Genomic DNA, 19,290 nt, shown 5'->3' on the forward strand with positions numbered 1-19,290 from the left:
GGATGCATCTGGGGGCGCCGTCCCGGGCCAGGGTTCCCTTCCCTGGAGGCACGCGACCATGGCGACGCTCAACATCACCTATGACGGACATTCGGCGGACGTGCCGGTGGAGCTGGAGCGGCACATCAGCGACGCGGACGTGCGCCGCATCGCGGTGGAGCTGGTGCGCTCGGGCGGAGTGCCGGGCCTGCACCGCTTCCAGCTGGGGGCCGAAGCCTTCCAGCACTACGTCGTGGACCGCTTCCGGGGCGCGCACGGCGAGGAGCGCATCTACCTGCGTCCGAAGGTGCCCTTCGGGGCGTGCTGAGGACGGCCACCATGCGCATCGTCTTCTGTGGCGTGGGGGCCATCGGGTCCGCTGCGGCGCTGCTGTGCCGCAACCTGGACGCGACGCTGGTGTTCATCGACTTCGACCGCGTGGAGTCGAAGAACCTGCTGTCGCAGGCCTATGTGAAGCCGTCCGTCGGAAAGAACAAGGCGGAGGCGCTGAAGCTCCAGCTGCACAACCTGCACGGCGTGAAGGCGGAGTCCTTCGGCGTGCGCCTCACGCGCGACAACGTGGAGGCGCTGTGCAAGGGCGCGGACCTGCTGGTGGACGCCTTCGACAACCAGGACAGCCGCCAGTTGCTCAGCGACCACGCCCGGAAGACAGGCACGCCGTTGGTGCACGGCGCGGTGTCCGCGGACGGCACGTTCGGACTGGTGCGCTGGGATGAACGCTTCACGCCCGACGCCGAGGACACGCAAGGCCAGGCCACCTGCGAGGGCGGCGAGCACCTGCCCCTGCTGGGCCTGCTGGCCGCGACGCTCGCGCGGGCGGTGCAGGACTTCCTCAAGCACGGCGTGAAGCGGGACGCGTTCGTGAACCTGAACGCCGTCACCCCGGTCGCGGGTCAGGGCTGAGCCGCCGCGGTCAGCCCGCCCGCGCCAGGGCCTCCCGCTCCTCGTCGAAGCGCACGAGCGCCTGGACGATGTCCTCCTTCGAGTCCGTGAGGAGCAGGTGGCGCGCGTACTCGTGCCCCTGGGCCAGGTGCTCCAACAGCGGGTACACGGGCCGCGTCTGGGTCCAGAACTCGCGGCCCAGGAACAGCATGGGGCTGATGACGCCCACGGTGTTGTAGTGGTTCTGGCAGGCGTCCTGGAAGATCTCCTGCACGGTGCCCGCGCTGCCGGGTGAGTAGACGACGCCACCCCGGGCGATGGTGAGCAGGCCCTCCTCGCGCACGCTGTTGGCGAAGTACTTCGCGATGCGCGTGGCGAAGGGATTGGGCGGCTCGTGGCCGTAGAGCCAGGTGGGGATGCCCAGGCTGTCGCCCATCGCGGCCGCGTCGAGCATGGGCCACATGGCGCGCACCTCGAAGGCGCGCGCGAGCCAGTCCCGGTCCTTGTAGGACGGGGCCCGCGCCAGCACCGCGAGCGCCGCGTCCAGGTCTTCATCTGGCCGCGCGGCGAACCACGCGCCCAGGTGCGTGGCCTCCATGGCGCCCGGGCCGCCGCCGCTCACCAGGAAGAAGCCCAGGCGCGCCAGCGAACGGGCCAACTCCGCCACGGAGCGGTAGGCCTCCTGGCCGCGCAGCATGGAGTGGCCCCCCATGATGGCCACCACCCGGCGGGGCTTGCCCTGATCCATCAGCGCATCCTCCAGCGCGTCGCTGATGGCGTGGTCGTGTAGCCGCTGCGCCAGGGTCTCCAGGATGGAGGGAGGGTGCGCCCCACCGCGCGAGTTCCAGTGCGCGTAGATGCGCGCATCCAGCGTGTCCGCGTAGGTGTCCGGTCGGGTCGGGTCGAAGCCCGCGTACAGCTCCTCCGGCGTGTAGAGGCTGCCCCGGTACGGGCAATAGGGCAGCCCGGTGAACGGCGGGAAGACCATGGCGCCCCGCGCGAGGACCTGTTGCAGGGTCGCGGGCTCCAGGAGACAGCCCAGGAAGACGGTGCCGGTGAGGTCCGCCTTCAGCAGCGCGTCGCTCCACGCGCGCAGGTCCAGCCCCTGGAGGATGACGTTGGCGAGACTGCGGCCTTCGCGAAGGTGCTGCTCGAAGGCAGCCAGGGTCTCGAGTTCCGTCATGGGTGTCTCCGCGAGGTGCGTGTCAGGGACGGCATTATCGCCCCGTCATTCCTCCCCAGAAAGGAGGGATGCCCATTGCAGATCCGAAACACGCTGGACCCGAAGCGCCCCGCCACGAAGGTGACCTCTCTGGAGAACCTGGAGCTGGCCACCGCATCCTTCCGTGGCAGTGCGCCCGGGACCTGACGCTCGCACCCGCCACCCGGTGACCCGGGAGGCGTGACGAGGGCCGGGTTCCCGAAGGGGGACCCGGCCCTTGTCGTGTCCGGGTTCCGCCCTCGAAGGTTTCCCCAGACATCGGGATGTAGCTCAGCCTGGTTGAGAGCGTGCGCCTCGGGCGCGTAAGGTCGCTGGTTCGAATCCAGTCATCCCGACTTCAAACACAATCAAAGACACACCCCGCCGGGGTAGCCCAACTTGGTAGAGGCGCCGCGCTCAGAACGCGGAGGTTGCGGGTTCGAATCCCGCCTTCGGCACATCGTCAGGCTTGGCAATCCCAACGGGTTGCCAGGCCTTTTCTCATTCCGTCAACGAGTGAAGGTTTCCGACAGGGGATGACAGTCCTCCATGCTCTCTTCGGTGGGTACGACCGGGCTCTGCACACCACACCGAAGTGCAGTCAGGAGGCGAGCAATGGGCAACCGCTGGTGGGTGGTGCTGTGGCTGGGAGTCATTTCCATGCGAGGAGCCGCCACGGCTTCGCCCCACTCCGAGCCATCAGCCCCCAAGGAGCCGCCCCGCGCTTGGTCTTCACTTGTCTCCACAGCTCCGCACGCGCACTCGGCCTGAGCCCCCTCCTCTTCGCTACTTGCATACCGACAACCTCTCAACCGGGGGAACCCAGGGGGTTGCATTCACCGGTTGAGTGTGCCGCCTGTTCCCAGGTCTTGGGCGTCCTGACGAACAAGCAGTCATGTCCTCCGCAGGTGATTCCCTGGGGCACCACACCCAGCGCCTCGATGGCCGCCTTGTCCTTGGAGCCAGCGGTGTCCTCCGGGCCGCATCCCCCCACGGCCACGGCGACCAGCGAAACAAACAACAGCGAGCGCTTGAAAACAGGATGCTCAGGCATGGGCTCCCCCCCGCAGGCCCATCGAACCAGCCAGGAAATCAGGTTTCAACCAGCATGATTGGGAAGATTGCTTATTCAATCTGACAGCGCTTCAGGTCCTCCGGGAGACGAACGGGCAAACATTCACCACCGGGGATTGTCGTCGTCCGTATCGTCCCCCATCCCCGGAGTCCGGGGATGCGCGTGGTGCCCCTGTTGTCAATGACGCCCGACGTCGGGAGCGCCTCACGAAACGTAAAAAAGCTCCTCGCGCGCTGACGGAGCGGGGAGGCACGAAGGGCACCGTGTGGAGCCTCCCGGTGTCTTGACACCTCGGGAGCGCACCGGGTTTCTTCGTCCCATGCCCGTCACGCTCAAGAACCTCGCAGGCACGACCACGCTCACCAACGACTCGGTGGACAAGTGGCTCGGCAACGCTGGCTACCCGGTTCCGGAGCATCTCGACGCGAAGTGCATCGAACAGTTCTTGAGTTCGCGGAACAAGACCTACGGCTTCCTCCAGCAGCAGACGTTCTTGTCGGACATCGAAGGCTTCTATCAAGCCCGCCGGGGCATCAAGATCGCCCTGAAGAACCTGGATGGCTATGAGGCCAGCCTCGCGAATCACCGCGTGACGGACACGCTGGTGCTCCAGGTGCTCGACTACAAGTCCGGCAAGAAGCCGTCGGATGAAGTGATGGACTTCGTACGACAGCAGATTTCTGAGGTCTTGCGGGAGGAATGGACATACGTCAGGGAGTGCCGCGAGTCCCTGGAGGAGCAGTGGCGATGGCACCACACGGGCTCCGTGGACAAGGGCGCGCTCTCCCCCGTGGCAGTGAACAGGATCCTCAAACAGTTCTCCGACCAGACCACCGCCTACAAGGAACAGGTCCAGAAGGCCCAGGAGCAGGCCAAGAAGCCGAAGGGCAAGGGCGCCTCCGGTGGGGGACAAGCCGAGCCGCCGCCCGTGATGCCGAAGCCCCCGACGGAGAAGGACCGCGCCAAGTACGCCTACTACGATCCCATTCGCAACAGGCTCATGAGCCTGGGGTTCGTCGTTTCGCCGCCAGGCACCGCGCTCGGCGCGGTGTTCCCAGAGAAGGACTGGATCAAGGGCGTCGCGGGGGTTCGCTTCAATCAGGAGGTGAAGGCCTACACGGATGCGCTCGCCGCGCGCTACCACCTGATTGGCGACGACGAGACGTCACTGACACGTCTGCTGATGGCCCGGCATCCGCAATGGGCGGCCATGAAGGAGATGAAGTCCGCCTTCGTGTCCGCGGTGGGCTGCCTTTGCGTGTCCTGGACCCGGCACACGGTTGCGGGCAGGACCGTGCATGTTCCCATCCTGGGACTCTCCGGTGTCGTCCAGGAGGAGCCTGGCCCTTCCTACTTCCAGAAGTATTGCCGACACCTGGGTCTTCCCAACTGGCAGCCCGACCCCAGCATCCCCGCGTACGGGGAGACCTCTCTGGTGGCGGAGAAGTTCAAGACCGCGCAAGCGCTCATGAAGCGAGAGGAGGAAAGACTCAAGAAGCTCGTGCCCCAAAAAGCCCCGAAGGAAGCCCCGGAGGTCCAGGCGCTGCAGAGGCACCGGGCAAGCTGGAAGGTCACTTCGGAGAAGCTCGAGCAGGAGAAGGCGGAGTTCCAGCAGCGCAAGAGCACAAGCGAGCTCGCGAACGAGCTGAACGTCAATTACGAGACGATGATCGAACGGACGAATCTCGTGGCGTTGGGTTATCGCGCGCGAACCCTGCTGCGGCTCCGAACGCCCGCGCGGCAGGCCCTGTTCAGCTACGTCTCGTTCCGCCAGGACAAGTCCCATGACGACCTGTCGGTCAAGACGCTCCAGGACGTCAAGCTGGGCGTGGACCTGTGGGTCTGCGGTTGGCACTCACTGAACTGCGCTGAACCGGCGGCGCTCATGACCGCCTCGTCGTACTTCGCGGAGGGCTGCGATGTGCTCGTCTGTTTCCCCTATGAGGGATTGAATGACGCGGGCACCGGGCGCAACCGCCCGAAGGAGACCTGCCCCTGGTGTGCCGCCGTGGAGCTTGGCTTCCGAAGCCTCAGCGAGAACAAGGGGAAGGTCCCCACGGGCCTCAGCACGGGAGCGTGGCTGACGCAGCTCACGCTGACGCTCCAGGATGAACCCGACGAGGTCCTGCCCGTAAACCGGGGCTTCGATGCCTTCCAGGACGACAACTCCATCATGACGGCGACGCGGATGACGCTCGCGGGAGACGACAAGGGGCTGGTGAAGAACAGCGACCTCGAGTCTCCCGCGTACAGCAGCGTGGTCATGACGAAGATTGGTCGCCTGCGCTCGATGTATCACCTGCTGGGACTGATTGATCGCGAAGTCGTGGCGCTGGATCGCCAGTTGTACCCGCACGCCGGATTCGGGGTGGTGTCCAAGTTCCTGAAGTAGGGGCCGCGTCAGGGAACGGCAGCAGGTGTGACTCCGAGCTTCCCAAGGACCTTCACGGCATTGGCGTTCCCGGCGTCCAGCGCGAGCGACTTCCTGTAGCTCTTGATGGCCGCTTTCTTCAGGCCCAGTTGGAGTTGGGCCTCGCCCAGGCCGCGGTGTCGACGCCCTTGAGCCGCATGAGCACATCCACCTGCGCGGACGGCATCTCGGGCTCGGGCTTGAACGCGCTCCAGGCATACTCCGCCGCCACGCTGGCGATGAGGCGGTCGAAGAGCAGGAAACCGTTATCGGAGTTGGCCATGACGACCACTCCGCTCCCCGTGTCACTGAAGGCCATGAACGCGGCCTGGAAGCCCTCGTCCGCGCCGCCGTGCCTGAAGCGTCCGGTGCCGGGCTCCACCTGGAAGCCCAGCCCGAACCGCTCCGACTGCTGCGTCAGCACCTGCTTCGTCATCGCCTGTGACAGCACGCGCCGGGACCTCCCTGCCTTCGCGCTGGACACCTCGAGGGCGACCCGCGCGAGGTCGGACGGCGTCGTCCACAGTCCGGCCGCGGCCATCTCCGGGTACACGTGCCAGCGCCCCGCCACGCTCTTCCCGCTGGCGTACGTCCCCGTGGCCGTCCTGGCGGCCAGGTCCGGAGGCAGCGGCTGCTCGTAGGAGCTGCGGGTCATGCCGAGCGGCGTCAGCACCGTCTCGCGCATGATTTGGGGGAACGGCTTCTGGAGCTGGTCCACCATCATCAACTGGACGATGGACGTGCCGCCACCGCTGTAGCGTGTCTTCGTCCCGGGGACGAGGTCGACACGCACCGGGGCGGTGTTCGCGGGCGCCTCGCCCTCCAACAGTGACCTTCTGCTCCTTCGTGAAGTCGTTCTCAGGCAGCTTCCATGAGCGCAGCCTGTCGTTGATGTTCTCATCGAGCGACCCGTTGCCCGCTTCGACGAAGTGCAGCGCCGCGAGGGCCGCCACCGGCTTGCTAAGGTGCTGCTCCAGGCAGTGGGGCGCCCCACTGTTGAGGAGGGCTCTCGTGTCAAGCGCGCACGGGCGAAGCTCGAAGAGCAAGTACGGCTCGCGGCCTACCTTGATCACCCGAAGATCCTTCGCGTCCACGGGCCGCACAAAGGCGAAGGCGGTTGGTACGTCATCACCGACCATCCGTCGGGGAACAGCCTGAACGATGTGATTGCGGTCACATCTTCGTGGATTGGCGGGGCAGCGTGGAGGTCTCCGACTTCGGGCTCGCCCTTTCGGACCTGCCAAGCCGCGTGGCGTCCACCGTGCACCGCCCGCAGGGGGATGCGTTCTACTCCTCCCCGGAGACACTCTTGATGGGGCTCGCTGATGCGCGCTCGGACCTCTTCGCGCTCGGCAACGTCATGCTGGAGCTGGCGACAGGAAAGAACCTCCTCGACGCTCCGGACAGCTTGACCCAGGAGGTGAAAGACGCACTGTCGGACAGGCAGCTCGCGGTCTGCCGTCGCGCCATCAAGCGAGCCCGGTCGGCAGGAAGCCCTCCTGCTGTCGAGGACGCAATCTGGCGCGCGGCGACCTACACGCAGGCGGACCTGGACGCGCTGGTTGCCCCACTGCCGCAGGCGATGCGCGTCATGCTGACCCGCCTCCTTCAACGGGCGCCCGCCAACCGCTACCAGTCTGCGCGCGAGTTCTTGCCGGACCTGTATTTCTGGCAGGGAGAAGAGAAGCTCTTTGGCCCCAAGGAAGCTGAAGCCGAGCTGAAGGGACTGATGCAGCAGACGGGCGAAGCGCTGGTCGAGCTGGGAATTCGCGCCCCGCGCGGCTCCACGACTCCCCAGGAGCAGATCAGCACGAACTAGAAGGTACTCAGGTGCCAGCCCTCACAGCCCGGAGGGCTGGCGCCATGTTGCACGTATGTCGCATGCCCCTGCGGAATTGCTTGGGATGGGGCGGGACGACAGGGCACGAGGCGGGATATCGAATCCGGGTCGCTCCGAGCGGTAGCGAGGTAAGGGCGCGATCCTGCTGGGAGTTTCGCACCGCCCGGCGCGGGTTCGAATCCCGCATTCGGCACATCATCACCCAAGGAGCATGGGCCTCCACACATGGCCCCTCCTTCACGCAGAGCGATGCGAGCCCGCATCGTCCGGCGGTCCGTGCCTGTCCTGCTCGATGCGGCGATAGAGGAAGTACGAGTAGAGCACGGGAATCACCACCGCGACGGTGACCGCCGCAATCACGGGGACCGGACCACCGCCGAGAAGCCCCGAGACGAGGACGATGGCTCCCGCGAGGACGAAGAGCCTTCCTCCCAGGCGATGCGTGCGCAGCCAGACCTCGTCGCTCGCGAGCGTCCAGGGCGTCCGGATTCCACAGAAGAAGTTCTTCGTGAACTTCCCCATGTAGTTGCCCAGGACCACGAGGACCAGGCCCGCGGCCGCGGGAACCACGCGCGCCATCGGCACGGCCACGCCGATGCCCCCGAGCAGGACCAGGGCGTTGAGCAGGAACAGGAACGCGACCAACACCACCTGGATGCCCTCGAAGACGCCCTGGAATCGCTCCACGCGGTATCCCCTGGGCGAAATCAGCGGCACGGCCACCAGGACCAGGTACAGGGCAGCCATCAGCAGCGGCAGGACGAAGGGTCCCCAGGGCTTGCGCGTATACCCATCCACCACCCCCTGGGCATTCCAATGCGTGGGCATCCACTCCGGCAACTGGCCGTAGAGAATGACGGCCATCGCGAACGCCGCGACGACGAATCCCAGACTCAGCACATGGGCTCGGCTGATTCTCATGACCGCCCTCCGTTCCCCTTGTCGACCTTGAAAAGGTCAAGAAGGACCGCCGCTACGTCCTCGAACACGGTCGTATTGAGGGAGTAGACGATTTGCTGCCCACGACGCTCGCAGCGCACCAGGTCCGCGGCTTTGAGCACGTTGAAGTGATGCGATAGCGACCCCTTCGTGATGTCGAACGCCTCAGCGAGCTCTCCCGCTGACTTCGAGCCGCCCTGCAGGAGCTTGAGCACCTTGCGCCGGGTCGGATCTGAAATTGCCTTGAAGACCTCCTGCGTTCGCATCACGACCTTTTGACATTTTGAATAACTTCAAAATAACCACCAGGAAGGTCCTGTCAAGTGGAACGCATGGGGCACCGGGCCTTGGGGGGCATGCCGGGACGGCAACCCCGAGGGCCCTCCTGCGCCCCATGAGCCAACCGACTCATGGGGCGAGGTCGAGGACCGGCGAGACACTGAGGGTGGTGGACGCCTCACTGGGGCCCTTCATGCCGCTCCAAGGAGACATGCCCCTTCCCGTGGCGGACGACTACCGGGGGCCGTGGGCTCGGGATGCCTGGCGCCTGATGACTCTGGGTGGGGCTTCACTCCAGTCTCGCGGCGATCTCGAACCACACGTCGTCGATGACCTCGACGCCACCGCGGATCATCTCCGGCCCCGGCTGCTCCAACGTGAGCCCGCGCAATGTCTTCGCTCCGAGTCGCTCCCACTTCGCGCGCAGCGCGGGTCCTACCCCATGGAGGTCGTGCTCATTCATCGCCGTGCATCCTCCTGAGAAACCTCTCATGAGAATAAAGGCAGACAGCCTCAGGAAAGAGCTGTTAAACTGCCGGCAGGTGTCCCTTGCGGTCATCCATTGACCGCAAGGGATTCCAGCTCCCCATCACAAGGCAATGCCTGCCACCGGCCTCCCCGCGCCATACGCCCGGGGTGTGCCATCTCACGTCTGGAGCACCACCGCTTGAAACGCCATACCCTGCAACTCATGTTGGGAGTGATTGCCCTGCTCCCCTGGACCCGTCAGGCCCACGCGGCGGACTGGGAAGACCTCATCGTCCCGGAGACGTTCCGCCAGGGGCACTACGACCCCGCGAATCCAACGGTCGCCCCCCGGGGCGTGTACGTCGCGCCGTATTCCATCAACACGGGGGAGACCCCCACCTTCTACATCCAGAGCCCGGAGTCCTTCCGACTGCGCATCTACCGGCTGGGCTGGTACGGCGGCGCGGGCGCGCAGGTGGTCCACGACTCGGACACCGCCCCCGCGACGACCTACGGGCCCATCTCGCAGCCCCGTTGCGGCACGGAGACGCCCACCACCGTCCCCAACTACCTGGCGATCCGGCAGCAAGAGGTGGACTACGGCCTGGTGGAATGCGCGTGGAGCAACCCCGTGCAGCCCTCCGTGGGCACGCTCAGCTCGGGGGTGTACTTCGTGCGGATCACCCCGAAGGTGACCTCGCCCAAGGAGACGCTGGCGACGTTCGTGGTGCGCGACGACGCGTCCACGGACCGGCTGATCATCGTCAACCCGACGACGACGGAGGTCTACAACCCCTGGGGGGAGACGCTGCACGCGAGCACCGTGGCTCAGCCCTGTGAGGGCTGGCCTTCGTGCCCCTGGCGCGGCATGTACGCCTACGAGCGGGCCACCAAGGTCTCCATGGCGCGGCCGTCGTGGAACGTCCCCACCCACTTCAAGACGGACGTCCCGCTGCTGCGCTACCTGGAGAAGAACGACCTGCCGTACACGGTGGCCACGGACTACGACGTCTCGCGCTTCTCCAGCCTGCTGACCTCCCGGCGCTCGGCCATCATCTCCGGTCACGGCGAGTACTGGGACATGACCACGCGCAACCGGCTGGAGTCCTTCGTCGCGGGAGGCGGCAACCTCGTCGCCATGGCGGGCAACACCGGCTACTGGCAGATCCGCTACGAGGCCTCCACCACGGGCAACCCGGGCCCCATCATCGTGGGCTACAAGGACAACGCCACCGACACGACGACCCCGTCGTCCACGTGCCGTCCTGGCGTCACCGTCCCCGCATCGAGGCCGGACTGCTCGGATCCGATGCTGTCCGTCACCCCCAGCCTGACGACCACCTGGTTCCGGGCGCCGCCGGTGCACAAGCCGGAGCAGGAGCTGCTGGGCGTGCAGTACCCCATCGACCCGGCCGGCAACACCTTCGAGCTGCCGCTCACCTTCTTCACGGACACCGTGGCGGCCCGCCCCAGCCTGGGCACCGGCATCACCGCGACGGGCAACACGCTCATCGGCTCGTACGTCTCCTCGCAGAACGTCTACGTGGGCAACCTGGGGTGGGAGGCGGACTCCATCCACCCCAACCAGCTGTTCCGGATCGACCCCACGGCGTGCGTGCTACCGCTGGGACAGGGGAAGTTCTCCGATGATCCGAAGTGGGCCCTGGACAACCCGACGCCCTTTGGCAACGAGTTCACCCACCTGGTCCTGTACCGCCCCAAGGCGACCAGCGGCCACGTCGTCGCTGGCATGAGCATGCTCTGGAGCTGGGGCCTGGATGACTGGGCGACGCTGCACCCCCTGGGCGGCCCCATCGTCTCCCGGGTGGACCCGCGGCTGCAGCAGTTCACCCGCAACCTGCTCGTCTCCAGCGACGGCGCCGGCTTCGGGACCGACTGTGACCGTGGCGTCGACTTCGACGTCTGGTTCGGAGATGCCTTCACGGACACGAAGGCGGATGGCAACACGGCCCCGTCCGGTGGCGACGGCAGCCCGGTGGAGATGATCGTCAAGGAGCGCGACTACCCGGGCCGCTGGGGGAGCGTGGCCCTGGAGAAGCAGGCGGGCTCCCTGAAGCTGGTGCCCACCTTCAAGGAGGTGGCGCGGCTGACGGACTGGGCGGTGGCCAGCAACGCCTACAACCTATTCCTGGCGGACGTGAACGGCGACGGCAAGAAGGACCTCATCGCGCAGAGCCGCGTCAACGGGACGTTCGACGTGGCCCTGAGCAACGGCGACCGCTTCGTCCCCGGCAGCACCTCCTGGCTCACGGGCTGGGCGGTGGGCAGCGCGTATGACGTCTTCGCCGCGGACCTCGACGCGGACGGCAAGGCGGACCTCGTGGCCAAGGAGCGCACCGCGCCGGGGACCTGGTACGTGGCCCTCAACACCGGGACGCAGTTCGTCCCCGCGTCGAGCAGCTGGCTGACGGGCTGGGCCGTGTCCAGCAGCGCGTACGACCTGTTCGTGGCGGACGTGAACGGCGACAACAAGGCGGACCTCGTGGCCAAGGAGCGCACCGGCTCCGGCCTCTGGTATGTCGCGCTCAACACCGGCAGCGGGTTCACGGCGCAGCCCGGCTCGCTCGCGGGCTTCGGGGTCCCCAGCGCGGACCATGACCTGTTCGTGGCGGACGTGAACGGCGACGGCAAGGCGGACCTCGTGGCCAAGGAGCACACCGGCACCCAGGCCTGGAAGGTGGCGCTCGGCACGGGCACGGGTTTCGTGCCCCAGACGTCCGCGTGGCTGACGAGCTGGGCGACGAGCAGCAGCGCGTACCGCCTCTTCGTCGCGGACATGGATGGGGACGGAAAGGCGGACCTGGTGGCCCGGGAGCGCACCTCCCCGGGCGCATGGTACGTCGCCCCCAGCTCTGGCAGCGCCTTCGTTCCGCAGACCGCGCGGCTCGACGCACGCTGAGCGGTCCATGGGAGCCGGGGCCCCGCGCACGCGCGAGGCCCCGGAAGCCCCGGCCCGGCGCTTCGACATACATGGGGCCCGCTTGAGCAGATGCGAGCGGGACGAGCGGAGGCAAGGAGGACCCATCGTCGGCCCAGGCGCGGGCGGAGCCCAATGGGAGGCTCGTCCTGCACAAGCTGCCGGACAACTGGGTCCTGAACAATGGCAAGGCAGCCATGAGCGGCCCGGGCAACGTCAACGTGCAGGCCAACAAGGCTGCCTTCGAAGCCCAGCAGCGCACCTTCCACGAGAAGAACGACGCCATCAACCAGGCCATCGCGGCGACCTACGCGCAGGCCAACGCCGCGTCGGACCACATGCACCACCGCTTCGTGAACTCCCTCAAGGACGAGGAGACGGTGCGCAATCCGGGCGACGGTCAGCGCTACCAGGTGCAAACGGGCGCGAACCCGTACTGGATGAACAGCCACGGCCAGTACGTGCCTTCAAACGACCCGAACTACGACCCGAACCGCGATCCCCGCCTCAACCACCAGACGTGGAAGAAGACGGACATCGAAGACTGAGGGACAGGCCACCCTGCATGTCAGCCCTTTCCAGAATGATTCCCGGCGACACCCGCTGAATCCTTCTGGAGGCGCACATGTATCGATGGTTGCTGTTCGCGGCGCTCACCGTCACCACGACGGCGGGCGCGAAGCCCAACACCCCGCTGTACGCCACCGGCGCCGGTCCTGGCGGTGGGCCGGCGGTGAAGACGTTCGACCCCAACTCCAACACCAACTGGGTGTCCTTCTACGCCTACGAACCGTCCATGAGCGTGGGCGTGGAGATGGCGACGGGCCGGGTGACCACGAACTGGCGCCCGGACGCCGTCACCGGCACCAGCGAGGGCGGAGGGCCCCTGGTCCGCGTGTTCGACGTCAACACGGGCAGCGTGCTGCGGGAGTTCTTCGCCTACGACTCGAACTTCCGGGGCGGCGTCTTCGTCACCACCGGCGACGTGGACGGCGACGGCTTCGATGAAATCATCACCGCGCCGGGACGGGGCATGGGCCCGCTGGTCCGCGTGTGGAAGGCGGTGGGCACGCCCACGCTCATCAACGAGTTCTGGGCCTATGACCCCGGCTTCACCGGAGGCGTGCGGCTGGGCGCGGGCGATGTCACGCGTGACAACGTCTCGGAGATTGTCACCATCCCGGGCCCGGGCGGCGGTCCCCACGTGCGTGTCTTCAACCGCTGGGGCGGAGAGGTGTATGGCTACATGGCCCCGGTGCCCCGCAAGCCCTGGGACAATCAGTACTACACGAACGGCTACCGCGTGGCGGTGGGCAGCGACCCGTGGGGGACGCCGGAGCTCTATGTGTCCGGCAGCGAGTGGCGCTTCTTCACCCACTTCCAGCGCAGCGATGACTGCTCCATCCCGCCCATCTTCGTGACGCCCAACTTCGTGCGGAAGGCCTACTGGGTCCTGACGCCCTATGCGCATGTCATGCGCATTCCGGACGGCGCCACGCTGGCCCACTTCGGCACGGAGGCGCTCAACGCCGGCTTCCTGGGACAGGAGGTGTCCTACGCGGACTACAAGAACCTCTGCGAGCCCAACGGTGGCGTGTCCTGCAACGTCTTCCAATACCCGTACCCGTACGGCGGCAGCGATCCCGACTATTCGCCCCAGGTCGCCACGCTCCAGCAGCCCGGCGCCGGCCCGCGCCTGCTCACCGGCAGCCCCCAGCTGAAGCTGGGGAACGGGGTGGCGGGCTGCTACTACGACACCATGTTCCAGCCCGGCACCCTCAAGCTCTACGAGCGGTGGGGCGCGGCGCTCTGGTCGTTCCAGCCCTACGGCGCGTTCTACGGCGGCGTGAAGCCCGCCGCGAACAACGACTGACGTCCGCCGTCGGTCCAGGCGCGACTGGCCCGCCCCGGAACGCACTTCCGGGGCGGCTATAGCTCCAGCATGCAGGTGGCGCTGCAGCCGTCGCGGCTGACGGTGTTTCCGTCGTCGCATTGCTCGCCCTGGTTGAATTGCACGACCCCGTCGCCACAGCGGATGCCGAGCAGGCAGCCCGGGGCGCATTGCCCGTAGCCCCCCGGGTTCGAGCCGTCGTCGCACTCCGCACCCTCGTCCAGCCTGCCATTGCCGCAGGCGGAGATGCACACCCTGGACTGGTTGGCCGGCAGGAACGAGGAGAGTTGCAGCTTGTAGCTCGAGCCCGTGGTGAAGCGTTCCGCCTGGAACACGGCGACCTCATAGATACCGTCTGGCTGGAGGCCCAACGCGGACGCACGGCCCGCGAGGTCCACGGTCGAGGTCATGCTGCTGTGCACCCCTCCCAGGTCGATGGCGAGCTTCCCATTGATGAAGACCCAGACGTCATCGTCTCCCGTGAAGACGAGTTGCCCCTGGCCCGTGTACACGAACCAGAAACGCGTCTCGCTGGTGAAGCTGTAGTTGTGCGGTGCTCCCGTGCTGTCCGGACGCGTCGTCTCCTGCCCCTCGGCCACCCAGCCCTTGCCGTCGAGCGGGAAGAAGGTCGTGTCCTCGAACAGATAGGAGAGGGCGTTGGGAGAAGAGGTCCGCGACAGGGGCAGCGTGGAAACGACGGGCAGGTTGACGTTGCTCACGTCGCGAAACCATTGGTCGAAGGACACCACTCCATGCGTCGTGGCGGAGAACACACCTGCCTTGGCATAGACGGGCTTGCCGGCCGGGCCCAGGATGGCCTGGACGATGCCCGTCTCCTGCCCGTTCGCGTTCTGGAAGTCGACGTGGCCATTGGGCAGGTCATTCCCCCGGAAGTCGCGGTAGACGATGGGGAGACTCAACGTGGACAAGGGCTCTGAAAGGACGCAGACGAAGCCCTCCTCGATTTGACAGGTCGAGGAGCAGCCGTCGAAGTCGCGCAGGTTGCCGTCGTCGCACGCCTCTCCGGCCGTGAGGATGCCGTCGCCACAGACGGCCTCACAAACTGTGAGGCCCGTATGCTGGTGTCAAAGGGTTGCTGGCTTTTGTTTGTCTCGAAACCCAAGCGCTCCCATACTGCGAGTCACACACACCCAGGACCTCTCGGATGCCTGACTTGAAGAACGTCATTCTTTGCCTGAGCGTGCTCCTCCTCGTGGGGTGTGCCAGCGGCCGCGACACCACGCCTTCGAATGCGGACCACCGGCTGCTGACGCTCGCGACGGACGGCGAGCCGACCGCGACGGTGGCCCTCAACCTGCGGCTGCTGAAGACCGCGAACGCGGATCCAACCTGGAAGGACGCGGTCGAGTCCGCGGAGCAGCACCTGCTGAAGCTGGGGAACATCCCGCCCCGGCACCGGGCCCTCGTCCTGGACACGTTCTCGTCGTTCGCCGCGGGATTGATGGAGACCCCTGGCGGAACGGTGCCCTTCCGCGTGTTCGCCTCCCATGGCCCGGAGGACGCGGCGCTGGAGGTCCTCCAGACGGCGCGGCTCATTGAAGCCACGAAGGAAGGCGACTACGTCCTCATCGACCCGGAGACGTGTCAGCGCCAGGGCCCTCTTCGGCTGCTCAAGACGAAGCAGCTCCTCGCGTTCGTGCCTCCGGCGCTCGCGGCGGACGTGTCGGCACGGCTCGCCCGGGAGCCCAGCCAGAAGATGGAGCCGCTGTTCATCGCCCAGGCGGGCGTCGAGGTGGGCCCGGTCCTGGAGCCGTTCGTCCCAGGGCTCCTGATGCTGGCCATCCAGCAGTTCCAGGCGACGGATGCCGCCCGGCGGATCTCCTTCGCCGCCCGAGCGGACGCGAGCGGCGCCATCCGGGCGGACGTGGAGTTCGCCGGGCCCCACCCCGAACGCATCCAGGCGCTCTGGGAGCGAGTGACCACCAGCGAGTCAGCGCTGCGGACCGTGGTGGCCTCCTCCACGAAGCTCCAGGCCGGCAAGGACGTCCTGCGCATCACCTTCGACGTGAACGCCCTGCGCGCGCAGTCCGCCATGCTCCGGCGGGCCTTCTCTCCCTTCAGCGACGAGCCTCTGCCCTCGGAGAACCTGGAGGACCTCCGCGAGGGCGCGGTGCTTTCGCCCGAGAACGTGGTGTCCTACCCGGAGACGCTGACGCCCGAGTCCTTCCTCGCCCTCTCCGGTGACGACTGCAGCCCCTGGAAGGGTGATGCCTTGGACGAGACGAAGAAGCTGCGCCTCGCGTTCACGTCCCTGCGCGCCTCGTTCATCACTCCCGAGGCCGACCACCTCCAACTGACCGCCCGTGTCTGCCAGCCCCGCGACTACGTTCCGGTCCTCGCGCGACGCAAGCTGATGGAGCTGCGCGTCCAGCAACCGGAGCTCCACCGCCCCCTGTGTGGCCCGCTGGCCGCGAGCCCGGACGGGATGAAGGTCGGGGAGGACTTCTCGGGTGAGAACGCCTCTCGCGGGCAGGTGGCGTCCCACCACGTCCAGTTCGCGCTCAAGCCCGGCGTGGACGCCCAGACGCTGCCGGCCATCACAGGGTCGGTCACCGTTCATGTGCCAGCGCGGATCCGGAGCATCCGCCTGCCCTTCGCCGCGCCCTTTGCCCGGGCGGAGCAGACCTTCCCCGACGGGAAGCTGTTCGTGGAGGGACTGCGCATCCACCTGGGCACCCTGACCTTCCAACTGGGGAGCGAGGGCACGCCGCCGACGGTGCTGGCGGTGCGGGCCCTGAACGCGGAGGGGAAGTACCTCAGGACCGAGGCACGCCCGGGCCTCACCATGGTCCTGTCGCTCCCCCTCTTCGGCGTGCTGTCTCCCGACGCGCCACTGTTCACCGTGGAAGGAAGGCCCGCGCAGATAGAGCTCGTCCTGGTGGACGCGACCACGCCGTACACCCGGCCCTTCACGCTCACGCCGCCCTTCCCCTCCGGGAACGCCGCGGCCAGGGACGCCGAGGCGCTTCCGCTCGCGATGATCGATCAAACCCTGTTCGAGCAGCACCTCATGTCCCCGGAGTCGGTCGCGAGGAGGACCGCGTCGTTCAGTGGCGCAGTGAAGAAGGACGCGCTCCCCGCGGCGCTCCCGCCGAACGCCCCTGCCTCGCCCTTCCACGCCTGGCTGGTGACCGACGGTGTCTTCCGCGGAGACGTCGAGTTCTCCTGGCCGGACGACGTGCAGAAGTCCTTCGCGCAGGCGGATCCCCCCGTCACGCTGGAGCTGCTCGAAGCGGACTTCGCGGACGGGACGCGCCTGCGCGCGGCGGACATCGAGGCGGTGGATGAGGAGGACCAGTACGTCTGGCACAACGGCTATGGCCAGCAGCTCAAATGGAGCACCACGTTCTCGCCCGGGCGGAGCTGGAGCTTCACGCACAGGGGCTACATCCCCCACCAGCTCGAGCGGGTCCCCCTGACGAGGCTCAAGGGGCAGCTCTCCTTCGCCCTGCCGGAGAAGTGGGTCGCGTCATCCCCCACGGCCCTGAGCCTGCATACAGAGGCCCGGCTGGAAGGGGGCCGCTTCAAGGTCGAGATCATCGAGCCGGGCCGCATCCGCATCCAGAGTCACGACACGGGCCAGGAGGGTTTCTCCGCGGTATTCGACGACGCCAAGAACCGCCCGGTTGACTCGGTCCTGACGAAGCGGACGGACTTCGATGACGCGACCTTCATGCTCGACTTCGAGACCCGTCAGCCCGCGCACCGCTGGCGGATGATCCAATCCCGGGGCACCCCCAAGACATACGCCTATCCGTTCGAAATCCTCGCCCAGGTGCCCGTGGCCCCCACCGAGCCCAAGCCGGTCCCCGCCCGGAAGGCCGGGCCCACGCGGAAGGCCAGCCCCACCCGGAAGAAGTGAGCGGGGCCGGAACGGACGAAGGCCCTACTTCGCCGCAACCTGACGGCTCGGAGGCTGGGCCACCGGGCGCTGAGGCAGGGCCTTCGCGGACGCCTGTGCGTTGACCACGGCGTCCGCGGTGGGCGCCACGCTGGTGTCCTGGAGCGGATTGCCCTGGCTGTCCGTGTAGACGCCATCCGCGAAGGGGCCCACGTAGAGCTGGGGCGTGGCGGGCAGCGCCTGGGTGAGCACGGTGAGGTAGTTGTCCATCTCGTGCCGGATGGTCGCCTCCTGCGTGCTGGTGTCTCCCAGCGTGTTGTAGAAGAGCACATCGAACTCCACACCGACCTGCGTGTAGTTGGGCGCCAGCCACGACGGCGGCAGCGTGGGCACCACGTCGTACTGATTGACCACGCGCACCGTCGCCGGACTCGTGACGTATCGGGCGTAGGCCGTCCCCCATGAATCCGCGAGCCCGGCCTTCGGCGCCGCGAACGTGACGGTCGTCACGCTCAGCGACGGCTGGCTCACCGCCAGGTCCAACGCCAGCAACTCCGCCAGGCCTCCGCCCAGGCTGTGGCCCGTCACGTAGAGCGTCTGGATGTTGTTCGCCTTCAGCCACGAGAACACCTGCGCCTGCATCGACTGGGGCACGGAGGTGCTCGTGCCGGTGTAGATGCCCCAGAACCCGCCGTGCACCTGAGGCACCGGAGACAGGGACGTCCCGGAGTACGGCGCGAAGGACGTGGTGGAGTACTGCTCGTCCGCGCTCGTGTCCGCCGACGTCACGGTCCCGCGCAGCGCCAGCATCGCCGTGGTCGAATCCGCGTCGGAGCTGAACCACAGGCCGAACGCCTCCGCGACGCCGCCCTTCTGAGGCACCCACGCCGTGAGGCTGTCCGCCTGCGTCCAGCCCGAGGGCACGGAGTAATCCTTGCCATTGAAGGCGGCGTAGGCCGCGACCACGCCCTGCCCCATGCCCAGCACCTGGGTCGCGTCCAGCACGGGCTCGGGCGGCGTGGCCTGCGGGCTCGGCTGCGGACGGACGGCGGCAACGGTCGAGGTCGTCATGTTCGGCTCCAGGAAGGTGTGGCGGGTGGAACGGGGCGACGCCTGTCGCCATCCGTTGCCAGGCACCGATTGCAGCGCCCATGCCGCACGCGGCGTCCCCTGGAGGCCCTCGCGGCGAGGGGGTTCACGCGCGCCTTCGACGCGTCGGTCGACGCGACGCCCGACGCAAGGCCGCCCCTGGTGACTGCAAACATCAACGCCTGACGGCAGTCACCAGGCGCAAGCCCATGGACCGGGGCCGTGCCTCATGCGCTCCCAGCAAGATCAACGACTTGCGCGTGCACTGAGGGGTCCGGGGCGTTGGCATGCCCGCTGCTATGGGTGTCCTCGTCGCTGAAAGCAACACGCACTCCCCTTCCAGAAAAGAGACACGTCATGGCCATCCGCTCCGCTGGTCGCTCCACCCCCTCCATCCCGTCCACCGCCTCCAAGCC

14 protein-coding genes, 2 tRNA genes and 2 pseudogenes are annotated in these 19,290 nt (G+C 67.3%); 10 read left to right on the plus strand and 8 right to left on the minus strand.

All coding sequences use genetic code 11. From position 1 onward, the window contains the following. Positions 1-58 precede the first annotated feature (58 nt). Positions 59-307, plus strand: a complete 249-nt coding sequence (locus tag D7V77_RS18140) for a hypothetical protein (RefSeq protein ID WP_120577550.1) — start codon at positions 59-61, stop codon at positions 305-307. An 11-nt stretch (positions 308-318) separates the two neighbouring features. Beyond that, on the plus strand, positions 319-903 hold the full coding sequence (locus tag D7V77_RS18145; protein WP_120577551.1) for a ThiF family adenylyltransferase: 585 nt from the start codon (positions 319-321) through the stop codon (positions 901-903). 10 nt (positions 904-913) lie between these two features. On the opposite strand, the gene D7V77_RS18150 is transcribed toward D7V77_RS18145, so the two are convergent. Further along, positions 914-2,065 carry an LOG family protein gene (locus tag D7V77_RS18150; RefSeq protein ID WP_120577552.1) on the minus strand — a complete coding sequence of 384 codons (1,152 nt, stop codon included), beginning with the start codon at positions 2,063-2,065 and terminating at the stop codon, positions 914-916. 298 nt (positions 2,066-2,363) lie between these two features. Between D7V77_RS18150 and D7V77_RS18155 the strand changes: the two genes are divergently transcribed. The 3 genes from D7V77_RS18155 (at position 2,364) to D7V77_RS18165 (ending at position 5,550) form a co-directional block, all read left to right on the plus strand. After that, positions 2,364-2,439 (plus strand) — tRNA-Pro (locus D7V77_RS18155). A gap of 27 nt (positions 2,440-2,466) precedes the next feature. Further along, positions 2,467-2,541: transfer RNA gene (locus D7V77_RS18160), tRNA-Leu, on the plus strand. A 936-nt stretch (positions 2,542-3,477) separates the two neighbouring features. Then, on the plus strand, positions 3,478-5,550 hold the full coding sequence (locus tag D7V77_RS18165) for a hypothetical protein (protein WP_120577553.1): 2,073 nt from the start codon (positions 3,478-3,480) through the stop codon (positions 5,548-5,550). A 118-nt stretch (positions 5,551-5,668) separates the two neighbouring features. Here the strand turns inward: D7V77_RS18165 and D7V77_RS18170 are convergent, their stop codons facing one another. Next, positions 5,669-6,394, minus strand: a complete 726-nt coding sequence (locus D7V77_RS18170; RefSeq protein ID WP_233597078.1) for a serine hydrolase — start codon at positions 6,392-6,394, stop codon at positions 5,669-5,671. A gap of 136 nt (positions 6,395-6,530) precedes the next feature. Here D7V77_RS18170 and D7V77_RS18175 point away from each other — a divergent pair. Further along, positions 6,531-7,387 (plus strand): annotated as a pseudogene (locus tag D7V77_RS18175) (protein kinase); the annotation flags it as partial. 258 nt (positions 7,388-7,645) lie between these two features. Here the strand turns inward: D7V77_RS18175 and D7V77_RS18180 are convergent. The 3 genes from D7V77_RS18180 to D7V77_RS43750 form a co-directional block, all read right to left on the minus strand. After that, positions 7,646-8,329, minus strand: coding sequence for an SdpI family protein (locus tag D7V77_RS18180; RefSeq protein ID WP_120577554.1), 684 nt, complete (start codon positions 8,327-8,329; stop codon positions 7,646-7,648). Beyond that, entirely contained in the window at positions 8,326-8,613 is a 288-nt protein-coding gene (locus tag D7V77_RS18185) for an autorepressor SdpR family transcription factor (RefSeq protein WP_120577555.1), read from the minus strand. Before D7V77_RS18185 ends, D7V77_RS18180 begins: the two co-directional genes overlap by 4 nt. Before the next feature lie 302 nt (positions 8,614-8,915). Beyond that, entirely contained in the window at positions 8,916-9,089 is a 174-nt protein-coding gene (locus D7V77_RS43750; RefSeq protein ID WP_158624426.1) for a hypothetical protein, read from the minus strand. A gap of 204 nt (positions 9,090-9,293) precedes the next feature. Between D7V77_RS43750 and D7V77_RS18190 the strand changes: the two genes are divergently transcribed. The 3 genes from D7V77_RS18190 (at position 9,294) to D7V77_RS18200 (ending at position 13,905) form a co-directional block, all read left to right on the plus strand. Beyond that, positions 9,294-12,014 carry a VCBS repeat-containing protein gene (locus D7V77_RS18190; RefSeq protein ID WP_147452092.1) on the plus strand — a complete coding sequence of 907 codons (2,721 nt, stop codon included), beginning with the start codon at positions 9,294-9,296 and terminating at the stop codon, positions 12,012-12,014. Positions 12,015-12,229: 215 nt separating this feature from the next. After that, on the plus strand, positions 12,230-12,580 hold the full coding sequence (locus D7V77_RS18195) for a hypothetical protein (RefSeq protein WP_120577557.1): 351 nt from the start codon (positions 12,230-12,232) through the stop codon (positions 12,578-12,580). Positions 12,581-12,657: 77 nt separating this feature from the next. Beyond that, entirely contained in the window at positions 12,658-13,905 is a 1,248-nt protein-coding gene (locus D7V77_RS18200; RefSeq protein WP_120577558.1) for a hypothetical protein, read from the plus strand. A 56-nt stretch (positions 13,906-13,961) separates the two neighbouring features. Here the strand turns inward: D7V77_RS18200 and D7V77_RS18205 are convergent, their stop codons facing one another. Further along, on the minus strand, positions 13,962-14,852 hold the full coding sequence (locus tag D7V77_RS18205) for a fibro-slime domain-containing protein (protein ID WP_233597079.1): 891 nt from the start codon (positions 14,850-14,852) through the stop codon (positions 13,962-13,964). 27 nt (positions 14,853-14,879) lie between these two features. Further along, positions 14,880-14,972: pseudogene (locus D7V77_RS45530) on the minus strand (DUF4215 domain-containing protein); the annotation flags it as partial. 116 nt (positions 14,973-15,088) lie between these two features. Here D7V77_RS45530 and D7V77_RS18210 point away from each other — a divergent pair. Further along, the gene (locus D7V77_RS18210) at positions 15,089-17,806 is read left to right on the plus strand and encodes a hypothetical protein (RefSeq protein ID WP_120577559.1); all 2,718 of its coding nucleotides are present in this window, start codon (positions 15,089-15,091) and stop codon (positions 17,804-17,806) included. Between the two features lie 24 nt (positions 17,807-17,830). Here D7V77_RS18210 and D7V77_RS18215 read toward each other — a convergent pair whose 3' ends face one another. Beyond that, on the minus strand, positions 17,831-18,856 hold the full coding sequence (locus tag D7V77_RS18215) for a lipase family protein (RefSeq protein WP_120577560.1): 1,026 nt from the start codon (positions 18,854-18,856) through the stop codon (positions 17,831-17,833). Between the last annotated feature and the right edge of the window lie 434 nt (positions 18,857-19,290).

This window comes from Corallococcus sp. CA041A (assembly GCF_003612075.1).
GTDB classification, from domain to species: Bacteria; Myxococcota; Myxococcia; order Myxococcales; family Myxococcaceae; genus Corallococcus; species Corallococcus exiguus.